General features: G+C 59.9%; 15 protein-coding genes and 4 pseudogenes. 10 read left to right on the top strand and 9 right to left on the bottom strand.

All coding sequences use genetic code 11. The features are described from left to right. Positions 1 to 29 precede the first annotated feature (29 nt). Positions 30 to 278, top strand: coding sequence for a CDGSH iron-sulfur domain-containing protein (locus tag QO231_RS14480; RefSeq protein ID WP_316777702.1), 249 nt, complete (start codon positions 30 to 32; stop codon positions 276 to 278). Positions 279 to 302: 24 nt separating this feature from the next. Here the strand turns inward: QO231_RS14480 and QO231_RS14485 are convergent, their stop codons facing one another. After that, on the bottom strand, positions 303 to 665 hold the full coding sequence (locus QO231_RS14485; protein WP_316777704.1) for a YigZ family protein: 363 nt from the start codon (positions 663 to 665) through the stop codon (positions 303 to 305). A gap of 99 nt (positions 666 to 764) precedes the next feature. Then, positions 765 to 1,469, bottom strand: a complete 705-nt coding sequence (locus QO231_RS14490) for a M48 family metalloprotease (protein WP_316777706.1) — start codon at positions 1,467 to 1,469, stop codon at positions 765 to 767. A 141-nt stretch (positions 1,470 to 1,610) separates the two neighbouring features. On the opposite strand from QO231_RS14490, the gene QO231_RS14495 reads away from it, so the two are divergent. Further along, positions 1,611 to 1,856 carry a hypothetical protein gene (locus QO231_RS14495; protein ID WP_316777708.1) on the top strand — a complete coding sequence of 82 codons (246 nt, stop codon included), beginning with the start codon at positions 1,611 to 1,613 and terminating at the stop codon, positions 1,854 to 1,856. Here QO231_RS14495 and QO231_RS14500 read toward each other — a convergent pair. Then, entirely contained in the window at positions 1,826 to 2,119 is a 294-nt protein-coding gene (locus QO231_RS14500) for a DUF167 domain-containing protein (protein ID WP_316777711.1), read from the bottom strand. The genes QO231_RS14495 and QO231_RS14500 overlap by 31 nt on opposite strands. Before the next feature lie 95 nt (positions 2,120 to 2,214). On the opposite strand from QO231_RS14500, the gene QO231_RS14505 reads away from it, so the two are divergent. The 3 genes from QO231_RS14505 (at position 2,215) to QO231_RS14515 (ending at position 4,691) form a co-directional block, all read left to right on the top strand. Beyond that, entirely contained in the window at positions 2,215 to 3,330 is a 1,116-nt protein-coding gene (locus QO231_RS14505) for a class II histone deacetylase (RefSeq protein WP_316777713.1), read from the top strand. A gap of 78 nt (positions 3,331 to 3,408) precedes the next feature. Further along, positions 3,409 to 3,987, top strand: a complete 579-nt coding sequence (locus QO231_RS14510; RefSeq protein ID WP_316777716.1) for a nitroreductase family protein — start codon at positions 3,409 to 3,411, stop codon at positions 3,985 to 3,987. After that, positions 3,984 to 4,691, top strand: coding sequence for an EI24 domain-containing protein (locus tag QO231_RS14515; RefSeq protein ID WP_316777719.1), 708 nt, complete (start codon positions 3,984 to 3,986; stop codon positions 4,689 to 4,691). The genes QO231_RS14510 and QO231_RS14515 overlap by 4 nt, the downstream gene beginning before the upstream one ends. Here QO231_RS14515 and QO231_RS14520 read toward each other — a convergent pair. Both QO231_RS14520 and QO231_RS14525 read right to left on the bottom strand, forming a co-directional pair. Next, positions 4,688 to 5,644 carry a hypothetical protein gene (locus QO231_RS14520; protein ID WP_316777722.1) on the bottom strand — a complete coding sequence of 319 codons (957 nt, stop codon included), beginning with the start codon at positions 5,642 to 5,644 and terminating at the stop codon, positions 4,688 to 4,690. The two genes, QO231_RS14515 and QO231_RS14520, sit on opposite strands and share 4 nt — an antisense overlap. Positions 5,645 to 5,653: 9 nt before the next feature. Further along, on the bottom strand, positions 5,654 to 6,010 hold the full coding sequence (locus QO231_RS14525) for a hypothetical protein (protein WP_316777725.1): 357 nt from the start codon (positions 6,008 to 6,010) through the stop codon (positions 5,654 to 5,656). 213 nt (positions 6,011 to 6,223) lie between these two features. Here QO231_RS14525 and QO231_RS14530 point away from each other — a divergent pair, with 213 nt between their 5' ends. The 3 genes from QO231_RS14530 (at position 6,224) to QO231_RS14540 (ending at position 8,545) form a co-directional block, all read left to right on the top strand. Beyond that, complete coding sequence (locus QO231_RS14530) at positions 6,224 to 7,057, top strand: bifunctional allantoicase/(S)-ureidoglycine aminohydrolase (protein WP_316777729.1); 834 nt, start codon at positions 6,224 to 6,226, stop codon at positions 7,055 to 7,057. 110 nt (positions 7,058 to 7,167) lie between these two features. Next, on the top strand, positions 7,168 to 7,518 hold the full coding sequence (locus tag QO231_RS14535) for a hypothetical protein (RefSeq protein WP_316777731.1): 351 nt from the start codon (positions 7,168 to 7,170) through the stop codon (positions 7,516 to 7,518). Positions 7,519 to 7,549: 31 nt separating this feature from the next. Continuing rightward, complete coding sequence (locus tag QO231_RS14540) at positions 7,550 to 8,545, top strand: type I glyceraldehyde-3-phosphate dehydrogenase (protein WP_316777784.1); 996 nt, start codon at positions 7,550 to 7,552, stop codon at positions 8,543 to 8,545. A gap of 16 nt (positions 8,546 to 8,561) precedes the next feature. On the opposite strand, the gene QO231_RS14545 is transcribed toward QO231_RS14540, so the two are convergent. The 3 genes and pseudogenes from QO231_RS14545 to QO231_RS14550 all read right to left on the bottom strand — a co-directional run. Further along, positions 8,562 to 10,028, bottom strand: coding sequence for a uracil-xanthine permease family protein (locus QO231_RS14545; protein ID WP_316777733.1), 1,467 nt, complete (start codon positions 10,026 to 10,028; stop codon positions 8,562 to 8,564). A gap of 552 nt (positions 10,029 to 10,580) precedes the next feature. Then, positions 10,581 to 10,781 (bottom strand): 2-oxo-4-hydroxy-4-carboxy-5-ureidoimidazoline decarboxylase, encoded by a 201-nt coding sequence (locus tag QO231_RS26270; protein ID WP_449421119.1) that lies wholly within the window; start codon positions 10,779 to 10,781, stop codon positions 10,581 to 10,583. Between the two features lie 30 nt (positions 10,782 to 10,811). Beyond that, positions 10,812 to 11,537, bottom strand: a pseudogene (locus QO231_RS14550) (polysaccharide deacetylase family protein); the annotation flags it as partial. 143 nt (positions 11,538 to 11,680) lie between these two features. On the opposite strand from QO231_RS14550, the pseudogene uraH reads away from it, so the two are divergent. Continuing rightward, positions 11,681 to 12,035, top strand: a pseudogene (gene uraH / locus QO231_RS14555) (hydroxyisourate hydrolase). A gap of 5 nt (positions 12,036 to 12,040) precedes the next feature. On the opposite strand, the pseudogene QO231_RS14560 reads toward uraH, so the two are convergent. After that, positions 12,041 to 12,283, bottom strand: a pseudogene (locus QO231_RS14560) (LysR family transcriptional regulator); the annotation flags it as partial. 174 nt (positions 12,284 to 12,457) lie between these two features. Here QO231_RS14560 and QO231_RS14565 point away from each other — a divergent pair. Next, positions 12,458 to 12,743, top strand: a pseudogene (locus tag QO231_RS14565) (urate hydroxylase PuuD); the annotation flags it as partial. Positions 12,744 to 12,780: the final 37 nt, after the last annotated feature.

Below are 12,780 nucleotides of genomic sequence, written 5' to 3' on the forward strand. Positions count from 1 at the left end.
GCCCGGACATCAGCCAGGGAGACCCAGCCATGTCCGACGCCCCCGTCATCGCCCAGAAGGCCCCCTTTCCGATCGAAGTCACCGAGGGAAAAACCTATTTCTGGTGCGCCTGCGGCCGCTCGGCAAAGCAGCCGTTCTGCGATGGCAGCCACAAGGAAACGGCTTTCGCGCCCGTGAAATTCACGGCAGAGGCAGACAAGAAGGTCTTCTTTTGCGGCTGCAAGCAAAGCGCCAACACACCGCTCTGTGACGGGACACATTCAAAACTCCCCGACTAGCGGATTGCTCTGCCACGCTGCGGATCAGGCAACATCATCGCGATTTGCGAGATAGTGGCGCACGGACTCCTGAACCCGCCGGAACCTGTCTCCACCCAGCTTCTTGCCGCCATACCAACGGGTGACGACCACGATGTGATTGCGCAGGTCTGCGCGCTCCAGCATGCGCAGGATCACCATTCCCGCACCGCTTTCGCCGTCGTCATTCTTGACCGGCCCTTCGCCCTCCAGCACCACGCCCCACGTGTTATGGGTGGCCTTGGCGAACTTCCTGTCCTTGCACAGGGTCTTTACAAAATTCTGTGCCGCAGCGCGGCTTGCAACCGGGCCACCCGAGACAGCGTATTTACTGCCGCGATCGGTCAAGATTCCGTCGAAAATCTGCACGTCCGGCTATGATCCGTTTCCAAGAGTTTGATGCCGTGCCTGTACTGACAGGTTTGCACTGCAATTCCAACGGTTACGGACGGTTTCTGACCCGCACCACTAGCCACCCAATGAACGCACAGTTTGCGCAACGGTATCCATCCGGGCCTTGTTGGGTGGATGAGTGCCCAGGAACTTGTCACCGGGATCAGGGATACGGGTAAAGAACAGGGCCCCGATCAACGGATCATAGCCTGCGTGCCAGGTTATGACCGTGCCAAGTTCATCTGCTTCCAGTTCGAATTCCTTGGCGTATGTCCGTGCGCCCACGACGGCGCCGATTTCCTTTGCGCGCTCGACGTCTCCGGTTCCGCCACCGGTCAGCGTCGCGAGACCGCCAAAGATTTCGGCCGCATCCGCTGAATTCCGACGCTGGCGGTCAAGGTGGTTGGCGATATGATGCGCGGCTTCGTGCCCCATGACAAAGGCCATTTCGTCGGCGTTGTGGACACTGCCGATCAGCGAGGCGGTAAAAGTCAAGACCGGCCTGCCCTGCGCATCCTGACTCTGGAACGCATTTGGCTGGGCCCGCGGGTTCGGATCGACGGCAATCAGGAAATCGCAATTGGCAACCGTGCCGCGTCGGCGACATTCGCGTTCGGCCACAGGCTCTACTGCGCGAACCACCTCGGTAAAACTGCGCGCGGCCTCTTCGGGCGTCAGCACCCATTCCGTTGGCTCCATGGGTGGCTGTGCAGTCGGAATCGCCACGTCACATGCGACCAGAAGCAAGGCCATAACGGATAACAAGACAGTGCTGCGCATGATCGGGCCATTCCTTTGTCACGATCTGTTGGAAATCGTGGGTCGACAGTATCACAGCGGCCCTGCACCGCCAGAGGCGCGTGTTCAAGCTTCTGTCACGGGGTGCTTGCAAACCCCCGTAAGCCGCGTCAGGGTGCAGATATGTTTACGATTGAGCATGAATTCGACGCCACGGTTATCACCCTCGTGGACGAGGGCGAAACACCGCTTCAGGAAGATATCACAATCAACGGCTTTGCCGAATGCGTCACGCTCGAGCAACTGGATCCGCGCACGGACCGGGTGCAGAAAATCACCCTTTCTCCCGAACAGCTGCGCGATCTTGCGGCGGCGCTTGATCTGCCCGAGGGCGTCTATCAGCTGCGCGAAGTCCCCGGCCCCGAATAGGCAAACACCTTGATCCGCGATGTCTGGCCTCTCACCAGGGTGAGGTCCGACATGGCAACCCCCATCGCCCTGGCCAGCAGCACCCGGACGGCTGCGTTTGCCTTGCCGTTTTCCGGGGCCACGGTCACTGCCGCGCGCAGGTCGTCACCGGATCGCGACAGGCGGGTGCTGGCCGCCTTTGGCGTGACTCGCACGGTAAGCTGCTGGCCCGGTCGGGCCAGATCAGAGAGATCGGGCAGGTTGCTGAGTTTGGGACGTGCCATGTGCACAGTCTGCTCCGGTTGGCCGTGAATGCACCATAGACTTTTTGCGAATGTCGGGGATATTTGGCGACAGATGCAAGTTGGGGAACAATCGGATGGCAACGGGCTTTTTCTGGGACGAACGCTGTTTCTGGCATGCGGGCGGGAACTATGTGTTTACCCTGCCCGTCGGCGGGCTGGTCCAGCCACAGGTCGCTGGTGGGTTACCGGAAAACCCGGAAACCAAGCGGCGGCTGAAGAATCTCATGGACGTGACCGGGCTGACCGGCGATCTCGCGGCGCAAACGGCAGCGCCCGCCGAATGGGATGATCTGTTGCGCGTCCACCCGGAAACCTATCTGAGTGAATTCAAACGCCTGTCGGATGCAGGCGGGGGTGAACTCGGCCGCCGCACACCCTTTGCCGCCGGTGGGTTCGAGATCGCAGCACTCTCGGCAGGTCTGTCGATTGCGGCGGTCGATTCGGTTCTGACTGGCAAGCTGGACAATGCCTACGCCCTTTCGCGCCCACCGGGACATCATTGTTTGCCGGATTTTCCCAACGGGTTCTGCCTGTTGGCAAACATCGCCATCGCCATCGAAACCGCCAAGGCGCGCCACGGGCTGGGAAAGGTCGCGGTTCTGGATTGGGATGTGCACCACGGCAACGGGACCGAAGCGATTTTCTATGACCGCGACGATGTGCTGACGATTTCCATTCATCAGGAGGGAAATTACCCGCTCGATACCGGCGCGATCACCGACCGTGGGCGCGGTGCAGGCCAGGGGTGCAACATGAACGTACCTCTTCCCGCCGGGGCAGGACACACCGCCTATCTCGCGGTCATGGACGAAATCGTGCGCCCCGCACTCGACGCGTTCCAGCCGGATATGATCATCGTTGCCTGCGGATATGATGCTGCCGCCTGTGATCCCCTCGCGCGCATGCTTGCGACGGCGGATACCTTTCGGCAGATGACAGTGCGAATCAAGGACGCCGCGCGCAACCTTTGCGACGGAAAACTGGTGCTGGTACATGAAGGCGGGTATTCCGAAATGTATGTGCCTTTCTGTGGTCACGCCACGCTTGAAGCACTCTCGGGCAGCGCGATCACCGCCCCTGACCCGATGGCCGAAACCTTTGCGGTTCGCCAGCCGTCTGCGCGGTTCGATGCCTTCCTGCGCGAGATCGTGAACGACGCAGCCGAGGTCCTGCGCGCGCCATCCGGATAAGGAACCTTCGGGTTTTGGGTTGAATCTCGGAGAGTGAAGGCCGACATGTCAGGCAGTTTGCAAGACAAGGTGCCGAAAATGCCCGATCCCAATTCCGCCGCACTGGAGTTCATGTTGTCCCGCAGGTCACGGCCGGCCAAGACGCTGATGCCGCCTGTTCCGACCCATGAAGAACTGCGCCCGATCCTGACCGCTGCGGCGCGCACCCCCGACCACGGCAAACTGGAACCCTGGCGCTTTATCGTGATCGAGGGCGCCGCGATGGCGCGGCTTGCGGATCTGGCCGAAGCACGCGGCGCTGCGTTGGGCAAGTCATCAGAGGACATCGCAAAGGCGCGTAACCAGTTTGATCAGGGTCACCTCGCTGTGGCGGTGATCGAAGTACAAAAGCCATCCGAGAAAATCCCACCCGTGGAACAGACCTACTCCGCCGGAGCCGTTTGCCTTGCGCTCTTGAATACGGCGCTGGCCTCGGGCTGGGGCGCAAACTGGCTGAGCGGCTGGGTCAGCCATGACCGCAGGTTCTGTGAAGACGGGCTGCATCTGGCGGCGAACGAGTCTATCGCCGGACTGATCCACATCGGAACCGAGCGGTCGGCACCTCCGGAGCGGCCTCGACCCGATCTGGACAGCATCACAGAGTGGTGCGACGCATGATCTTTCAGTCGTTTTCGCTTGCGCTTGGCCAACTCGGCGACCGGCGCTTTCGCCGGGTTCTCCTTTTGGGCCTGGCGCTGACCATCCTGCTGCTGATCGCGGCCAGCGCGGGGTTTGTCTGGCTGATCGGCGCGATGGTGGGCGACGACGCGTCTTTGCCGTTCATCGGAGAGGTGACCTGGCTCAACGATCTCGCCAGCTGGACATCGGCCCTTCTGATGATGCTCTTGTCGGTCTTCCTCATGGTTCCCGTCGCTTCGGCGATCACCTCGATGTTTCTGGACGAGGTCGCGCAGGCGGTTGAGGACAAACATTATCCCGGTTTGCCCAAGGTTCCCGGCGTACCGTTCGGAGATGCGCTGCGCGACACGGTGAACTTTCTCGGTGTGCTGATCGGGGCGAACGTCCTCGCGCTGTTGCTCTATCTCATGTTCGCACCGATGGCGCCGTTCATTTTCTGGGCACTGAACGGCTTCCTCTTGGGGCGGGAATATTTCATGCTCGCAGCGATGCGCCGGGTTGGCCGTACACGCGCGAAACAGTTGCGCTCGCAATACAGCACGACGATCTGGATGGCCGGCACGCTGATGGCGATTCCGTTGTCGATACCCCTGGTCAACCTGGTGATCCCAATCCTCGGAGCGGCGACCTTTACCCATATGTTTCATCAGGTGCAGGCACGCGTCCAAAGCGTTGCAACCTAGTTGAGCTGTACGATTTCGCGGCCGTTCCAGTACCAGATGAATTCACAATTGGGGCGGTTCTGACAGGTTGCCAGCGATCCGACGGTCACGACACCCATGTTGCCGTTGCTCAGAGGCTGTAGCCAAACCGCTTGCGCCAGCAGGTCTTCCGGCCGTTCTCCGCGGGCATGACGCGCACTGGCAAAAATCTGTGCCGAACACATCGATGCCCCACAGTACGGGCGCGGATAGCCGCCAGAGCAGGTGATTTCGCCCCAGAACACGACCACGTCTTCCGTGCCGTCCCCGTCAATTTCGCCGCTGAGAAAGGTCTTTGGCCCCTTGGTCGCAGGACCGCCACAGCCCGATTGTATCGCGGCCTCGGCAATCTGGCGCATCGAGACCTGCGGCGCAGCCGCCGGGGCGACCGTATGCCATGGCTGACCGATCGCGGTGAACATGGACTGGCAATGCGCGGTCAACGTGGCATGTGCCCGGCGCAGCCCGATGGAGGTGATGACCCTCGAACCCGCGTTGCTGCGCACTTCAAAATCCGCCTGTTCGGCAATCATCGAAAAAGCCGGGTCCGTCGCAGGCAGATCGACCTCCCATGTCGAAAACAGCTCGTTCCAGATGACCACCGGCAGGCGGTACCCGGTGGCCCCGGCGACAAGCAGAACGTCTTGCCGCTCTTGCGTCACGCCATCATGACGCCCGATCAGCTTGTCGCTCATGTAGAGCCGCAAGCTGTCGCGCGGCGTGATGTCCGGCTCCATGTTGCCGGTCTGGAGCGCGGTCAGCCCCTGCGGCGATCTCTCGCCACATAGAAACATCATATCCCTGTCATCGGAGGTTATGATTGACCCGGTAAAGAACGACCCGTCATCAGAGCTTTGAAACTGCCATTCAGGAGTCTGCGCCATGGCCGGCACAGCGAGGACAAGAGCAAAAAAGCGCGCAATCATACGGAACACGGCCACCCCCTATGGTGCAAGCAGCCAACGCCCGTCGGCGGCCTTGCACATCTGCGGCTTTAGCTCGATTGGTTCTGTCGCGCCCTTGGGATAGACGAAATGCTCGACAAAGACGCAATCACCGCGCACAGCTGCCAACTTGACCTCTCCTCGCGCCCCGGTTTCGGGATTGGACCACGAAAGCTCGGTGCCGGTCGGCTTCACCGTTGGTGTGTAGAGCTGCTTTTCGGTGGCAGAGAGCAGGTCAAAATCCTGCGGGCTCAACCCGGAATCCGCGAGGATCATGCTGAGCGGTTTTGCCATCCCCCCCACGGGTGCGGCCATTGCGATGGAGATCGCCACGATCAGTTTTACTATTTTTCTCATGATTGCTTTGACCTGTTTTCTGATCCCTGGGTTGAGGCAGGGTATACAACACCTTGGACGACCTTGCCAAAATCGCCGCGCCGGTGTCCACGATAATACTGGCATATATCGGTCAATCTTCAAAAAAAGACGATATATCCTACTTGCGCTTCGGCGGTTGGTTTGACGCTGCGCCTGCCGCATTCTGTACCAAGCCATTCAGTGAGGAACCGAATGCCCAAATCAAAGTACTTCGCCCCGACCGGCGGGCACCCGCCACAAGAGCAGCTCTTGACCGACCGCGCCATGTTCACCGAGGCCTATGCGGTGATCCCCAAAGGGACGATGCGCGACATCACGACCAGCTTTCTGCCGCATTGGTCGGCGACCCGTCTTTGGGTCATTGCCCGCCCGATGACCGGATTTGCGGAAACGTTCTCGCATTACATCATGGAAGTCGCGGCAGGGGGTGGCAGCGATACCCCCGAAAGCGACCCCGAAGCCGAGGGCGTGATCTTTGTCGTCGAAGGCGCGCTGACGCTGACGATCGACGGCGAACAGCACGTGATGAACGCCGGCGGCTTTGCGTTCCTGCCTGCAGGATGCAACTGGGCCCTGCGCAATCATGCGGGCGGCGCAGCGCGGTTTCACTGGATCCGCAAAGCCTATGAGGCTGCGCCCGGAATCGATGCGCCAGAACCGCTTGTGACGAGCGACTCGGAGGTTTCCCCAACCGAGATGCCCGGAACCGAAGGTCGCTGGGCGACGACACGCTTTGTCGATCCGACCGACATGCGCCACGACATGCATGTGACCGTCGTAACCTTCCTGCCCGGTGGTGTTATCCCGTTTCTTGAGACGCATGTGATGGAACACGGGCTTTACGTGCTGGAAGGCAAGGCCGTCTACCGGCTTAACCAGGACTGGGTCGAGGTCGAAGCGGGCGACTACATGTGGCTGCGCGCTTTTTGCCCGCAGGCCTGTTATGCAGGTGGACCGGGCCCGTTCCGCTACCTGCTCTACAAGGATGTGAACCGACAGATGCCGCTGCGGCTCTCTAAACGCTGATCAGAGTCTGCCAGTTGCCCCGGTCCTCGGATTGCGCCAGAGTTGTCACAGGGCGCGGACCCTCTGGTCCAGATGGCCGCGACCTGCAACCGAAGGGTGGAGACTGACCTATGAAAACCGGCGTGTTCAGCGGATTGTTGTTCGGCATGTTGCTTGCCTTCGCGGGCTGCACAGAATTCCAACTCTCCGGCAAACCAGATGGCAAACAGGTCGAGGTCCTCGGGCGAACATGGACGGTTTCGAGTGTCGCTGATCGCCCGAATGCCTTTGTTGCGTGGCGCGACAACAATAACCTGAACCCGTTTGGCCGCCCCGTCGCCCTTCGCACCCCTCAGGCTGTAAGAGCATTGGAACTGGCCACCGGATGCAAGGTTGTTCCTGGCAGGCTGTGGCAGGACACAACGGCAGAATACCATGCCGACATGGCCTGCCCCGTCGCTCAGCAGCCCCCGACAGGTTGAGCTTTCTGCTTCTGCCTGCAATATCCTGATCATGCGCGTTGCCATCAACGGATTCGGCCGTATTGGCCGCACGATTCTACGGCAAGTCCTGAACTTGCCGGACCATGGTAACGTGCAGATTGCGCTGATCAATGACATCGCCCCTGCCGACATGCTGGGTTACCTGTTTCAGTATGACAGCACCTTTGGCCCTCTGCCATTTGAGGTGACCGCGCGCGACCACATGCTTTCCGTCGCCGGACACCGGATCCCGCTGACCCAGCAGACCGATCTTTCCCGGCTCGATCTGACCGGGGTGGACGTGGTTCTGGAGTGTACCGGAATTGCGCGGGAAACCGACGTGGCGCGCCGTGGATTGAAGGCGGGTGCCCGATCCGTTCTGATCTCCGGTCCCTCGCCGGCGGCCGAAGTGACGGTGGTTCTGGGTGCGAACGAGAACAGCCTCGGAGACGCGCGCATCGTCTCCAACGCCTCCTGTACGACAAATGCGCTTGCCCCGCTGCTCAGCTTGCTGCACGGGCTTTGCGGGATCGAGACCGCGCATATGACCACCATTCATTGCTACACCAACAGCCAGCCGATGGTCGACGCCCCGCGCGGCGACATGGCGCGCAGCCGTGGCGGCGCTTTGTCGATGGTCCCGACAACGTCGAGCGCAACGCAATTGATCGACGAGGTGCTTCCCGATCTTGCAGGCCGCATCAGCGGCGCCGCGGTTCGGGTACCGACCGCCAGCGTATCGGCGGTGGATCTGGTGTTTACGATGAAGACGTCGATGACCAACGCTACCTTTGGCAAGGCCCTGCGGGACCTGGTTCGCGCGCAACCTGTGCTCGGTTGGACGGATCATCCTCTGGTTTCTTCGGACTTGCGCATGCGACCCGAGTCGCTTGTCATCGCAGGTCCGGAAACCCGGATCGTCAATGACCGGCAGGCACGGATCTTTGGCTGGTATGACAATGAATGGGGCTTTTCTGCGCGCATGCTGGATGCTGCCGCGCTGATGGCGGACCGGGAGCCCAGTTAGCCCCCGGCCCGGTTCGTCATACGTGGTCGTCATTTGCGAGCGATCCACGGCCATGCCCGGCCATACCGCCGGATACTTCCTCGGTCGCTTCATCGGCCAGTTCTTCGGGCAGGATCAGGTTCAGCACGATCGCAATCAAAGCTGCCGGCAGGATGCCCGAGGCGCCCAGTATGCGCATGGAATCTGGCAGGTTCTGCAAGGCGTTGGCCGATCCCGGAGCGACGTTCATGACTTCCAGTTGCAGGCCAAGCCCGAAGGAGATCGCCACCGCAAAGATCACCATGTTGCGCCGGTTCCAGTTCACGTCGGACAACATCGAGATACCCGCCGCAACCACCATCCCGAACATCACGATCACGCCGCCACCGAGGACCTCGATCGGAATGGTGCGGATCAATGCGCCGACCTTTGGTACGAGGCCACAGAAAATCAGGAAGAGTGCACCAAAGGTGACGACATGGCGGCTCATCACGCCGGTCATGGCGATCAGACCGACATTCTGGCTGAAGGAGGTGTTGGGAAAGCCACCGAAGAAACCGGCAAGCGCCGATCCGAGCCCGTCTGCATAGGTTGCGCCTGTGATCTCCTTGTCGGTCGCCTCACGGCCCGCGCCACCCTTGGTGATCCCGGAGACATCGCCTACGGTCTCGACCGCCGACACGAATGCCATCAGACAGAACCCGATAACGGCGGCGGCGCTGAACTCGAACCCGTATTTCAGCGGCTGCGGCAGCGCAAAGGCTGCTGCATTATTCCAACTGCCGCTAATGGCTTCGAACGTCAGCATGCCGGTAAACAGGGTATAGATGTAGCCCACGATGATCCCGATAAGGACAGCGGACACCGCCAGCATTCCACGGGCAAAGAACTTGAGCCCGAGCGTGACAAAGATCACCACAAATGCCGCGGACCAATTCAGCATACTGCCATATTCCGGCAGATTGCGTGCTTTGGCCGGAACGCCGCCGGCGGCGTATTCGATGCCCACCTTGACCAGCGCAAGACCGATCATCGTGACCACGAGGCCGGTGACCAGAGGTGGCAGGGCAAAGCGGATCTTGCCAATGAACGTACCCAGGATGGTGTGGAAGATTCCACCCAGGATAATGCCGCCAAAGAGCGCGGCCAACCCGTCAACGCCTTTGCCTGCAACCAGCGGGATCATGATCGGGATAAAGGCAAAAGACGTGCCCTGAACAATCGGAAGTGCTGCCCCTACCGGCCCGATGGTGATGGTCTGCAGCAGGGTCGCGATCCCGGCAAACAGCATCGACATCTGGATCAGATACAAGAGCTCCGGAAAATCCGGAGAATTGGAGCCAAAGCCAAAACCGGCGGCCCCCGCGACGATGATAGCAGGCGTCACGTTGGAAACGAACATTGCCAGTACGTGCTGGATCCCCAAGGGGATCGCCTTGTAAATGGCAGGTGTGTAATTTGGATCGCGAAGCTGTTCCGCGGTCCCGAGGGAAGTGTCAGCCATGTCTCTGTCTCCGATTGGTCATGGGGGTCTTACCGCTTCTTGCGTCGGCTTCAGGTATGTTGATGCCCTATATCTGCGCGCCATGCGGGCAAGACCGGGCGACCGCATGGCGGTCAGGTGGTTCTGCGTCGTCGCTGTCAGCCGGAGCAGGTACCTGGGTCGTATGCCCCATTCTGCGCTCCATGCAGCCAATTGCACGAGGTTTTCCGGCGGTCCGAAGCAAGGCGACGACCAATCACACCACTATCGGCGATTTGGTCATGCCCCACGTCACGTTTTCAGACATTTCTCTGACGGCAACCTGTGGTGTTTCCTCAGCTGGCATTGAGAAAGAATAGCGGATTCGCATCTTTCTGGAACTCCATAAAACGAGAAAGCAGTTTCAAAAATTTACGAACATAGCCAGTATGAAATGCTCCGAGCGGCGGTCTGGTTTCAACCTCCTCCCCTAGGGTGGCCGCATCCAGAATGCAGTCGTTTTCCGAAAACCAGTACTCTTCAAGGTCCTCTCCGGCACCGTTCAGGTCCCCGAACCGCGCGAAGCCTCGGCGGTCATTGGCTGGACAATGATATCATGGCGCATGACGGCAACAGATCGCGCAGGCGCAATTCCGCGATGCGTTCAACCTGGCGAAGGGCTTTGGCAAACTCCGTGGCGCGGTGATTGCCGATGCGGCGAACGAATGCCTCTTTGATCGACGCCTTGCTGTTGTCCCGCACTGCGATGATGAACGGCAACCCGTGCTTTTTCACCTAAGCGGTATCTGACCGTGTAATGGTGTCACCCTCGGCATAGAGCGCATCAAACCTGTCGTTGAGATAGGCAAAGAACTGATCGCCCGAGTTGAACCCCTGCGGGGTCGCAAGGCGCATATGTTTGCCATCCAGCGTATAGGGCACCAGCAACTGATCGCGATCGCCAAGACGGGACGAATAGGGCAGATCGCCCGAATAGACATCGGCGATATTGTCAAAGCCACCCTATTTTGCCGCTAATGCCACCGTATTCTCGGAGCAGCACCCGGTGTACCAACCGCGCGAACGTTCGCCAACGACCTCTGCAAGCAGGCGAATGGCTTTCATCATATCCGCACGCTCAGCCTCTTTGGACGCGTCCTCGTATTCGACCCAATTCAGCCCGTGACTGGCGATTCCCCAACCCGCGGCCTTCGTTGCCGCGACCCGGTCAGGCGAGCGCGCCAACGCGGTGGCAACGCCGTAGACGGTAATTGGCAGATCCTTCATCAACCGGTGCAGGCGCCAGAACCCAGCCCGTGCGACGTATTCAAAGATCGACAGCATGTTCCAATGCCGCTGACCCGGCCATTGCGCGGCACCGACGATTTCGGACAAGAATGCTTTGGACGCAGCATCGCCGTGCAGCACGCAATTCTCGCCGCCCTCTTCGTAGTCCATGACGATCTGAACAGCGATCCTGGCGCCGCCGGGCCATTTTACATCGGGCGGGTTCCCTCCGTAGCCGATCACGTCGCGCGCATTTCGAGTCATCATGGTCCTCCGAAATTTGACGCCTTGCAAATCAGAACAATGCCGTATTTTTTCAAAAATAGGCGAACAACACTATCCGAGATCCCGGGTTTGCACAGAATCACGGCTTGCGGCACTCCCATGCTATCGACAGGAGGCAATTGATGACCGGGTATCTAACCACACATGTTCTGGACACGGCCCGGGGTTGCCCGGCCCAAGGAATCCAAATCGAGCTATTTCGTCTCGACAGCAGCGAACGCACGCTCTTGAAGACGCTCACAACCAACGATGACGGGCGCACGGACGAGCAGATACTGCCTGCCGGAGAGATTGCCCTGGGTGAATACGAACTGGTGTTTAACGCCGGCGCCTATCTGGATGCCACAGGGCACGCCACCGGAAACGCCGAGATTTCTGGACATCATTCCCCTCCGGTTTGGCATGTCAGTGGCGGCGCATTACCATGTGCCGTTGTTGCTGTCGCCGTTTGGCTGTTCCACCTATCGCGGCAGCTGAAACAGCGCCTCGGCCGCTTCCACCGAATCCAGAAACAGACAGGCCCCGTCCAAAAACGCCCTGCCCCGTTCGGTCGCTGTCAGGTTGCGGGTGGTGCGCTGGAACAATCGGACATTCAGGTGATCCTCCAGCTGCGAAATCCGCGCAGATGTGACCGCAGGAGAAATGCGCAGAACCCGCATGGCCGCGGACATACTGCCCAATTCATAGATTCGGACAAGGGTTTTGATCTTGTCTAGATAGGGCATTGTTCCAGAATTTTTGATACAGCTTGGCAATATATCGAAATACCGAACAAACGCAGGGTTGGATAGGCTGCTCGTAGTTCAATCAGGCGACACACCAGCTACGACTCTGCCGCTTTGTAGGACTGGGCCGGGTTTGCCATTCGCTGGGTGCATGTCATCACGGTGATGGCCTGAATCGGATCTTCCATCTGCTCTGTCGCATTGGATCTTGGCCTGCGCAAAGCGCCCGACCTGCCGCCCGGCGCGCATGGAAGAAGCGTGGCAGTTCCACGGTGGCGGGTATTGCCACATTCACAAAAACCTGGCTGCGCCGCCGGAAACGCCCAGCCATCTGATCTGGTTCAAATGGAAAAGCCATTCGAGCTCGCTGAGCGGCGCTGCGCTCTTGATGATCGTCTACTGGGCCGGTGCGGATCTCTACCTCATTGATGCGAGCAAGGCGGATCTGGCCATCTGGCAATGCATGGCCGCGCGCAACTCGATAGAATAGATGCGCA

It is taken from the genome of Sedimentitalea todarodis (assembly GCF_032595355.1).
Taxonomy (GTDB): Bacteria; Pseudomonadota; Alphaproteobacteria; order Rhodobacterales; family Rhodobacteraceae; genus Sedimentitalea; species Sedimentitalea todarodis.

What these genes read in the sequence shown, in the direction of transcription:
- QO231_RS14480 (WP_316777702.1), top strand. Translation starts at nt 30, where the DNA reads ATGTCCGACGCCCCCGTCATCGCCCAGAAGGCCCCCTTTCCGATCGAA.
- QO231_RS14490 (WP_316777706.1), bottom strand. Translation starts at nt 1,469, where the DNA reads ATGCGCAGCACTGTCTTGTTATCCGTTATGGCCTTGCTTCTGGTCGCA.
- QO231_RS14495 (WP_316777708.1), top strand. Translation starts at nt 1,611, where the DNA reads ATGTTTACGATTGAGCATGAATTCGACGCCACGGTTATCACCCTCGTG.
- QO231_RS14500 (WP_316777711.1), bottom strand. Translation starts at nt 2,119, where the DNA reads ATGGCACGTCCCAAACTCAGCAACCTGCCCGATCTCTCTGATCTGGCC.
- QO231_RS14505 (WP_316777713.1), top strand. Translation starts at nt 2,215, where the DNA reads ATGGCAACGGGCTTTTTCTGGGACGAACGCTGTTTCTGGCATGCGGGC.
- QO231_RS14510 (WP_316777716.1), top strand. Translation starts at nt 3,409, where the DNA reads ATGCCCGATCCCAATTCCGCCGCACTGGAGTTCATGTTGTCCCGCAGG.
- QO231_RS14515 (WP_316777719.1), top strand. Translation starts at nt 3,984, where the DNA reads ATGATCTTTCAGTCGTTTTCGCTTGCGCTTGGCCAACTCGGCGACCGG.
- QO231_RS14525 (WP_316777725.1), bottom strand. Translation starts at nt 6,010, where the DNA reads ATGAGAAAAATAGTAAAACTGATCGTGGCGATCTCCATCGCAATGGCC.
- QO231_RS14530 (WP_316777729.1), top strand. Translation starts at nt 6,224, where the DNA reads ATGCCCAAATCAAAGTACTTCGCCCCGACCGGCGGGCACCCGCCACAA.
- QO231_RS14535 (WP_316777731.1), top strand. Translation starts at nt 7,168, where the DNA reads ATGAAAACCGGCGTGTTCAGCGGATTGTTGTTCGGCATGTTGCTTGCC.
- QO231_RS14540 (WP_316777784.1), top strand. Translation starts at nt 7,550, where the DNA reads ATGCGCGTTGCCATCAACGGATTCGGCCGTATTGGCCGCACGATTCTA.
- QO231_RS14545 (WP_316777733.1), bottom strand. Translation starts at nt 10,028, where the DNA reads ATGGCTGACACTTCCCTCGGGACCGCGGAACAGCTTCGCGATCCAAAT.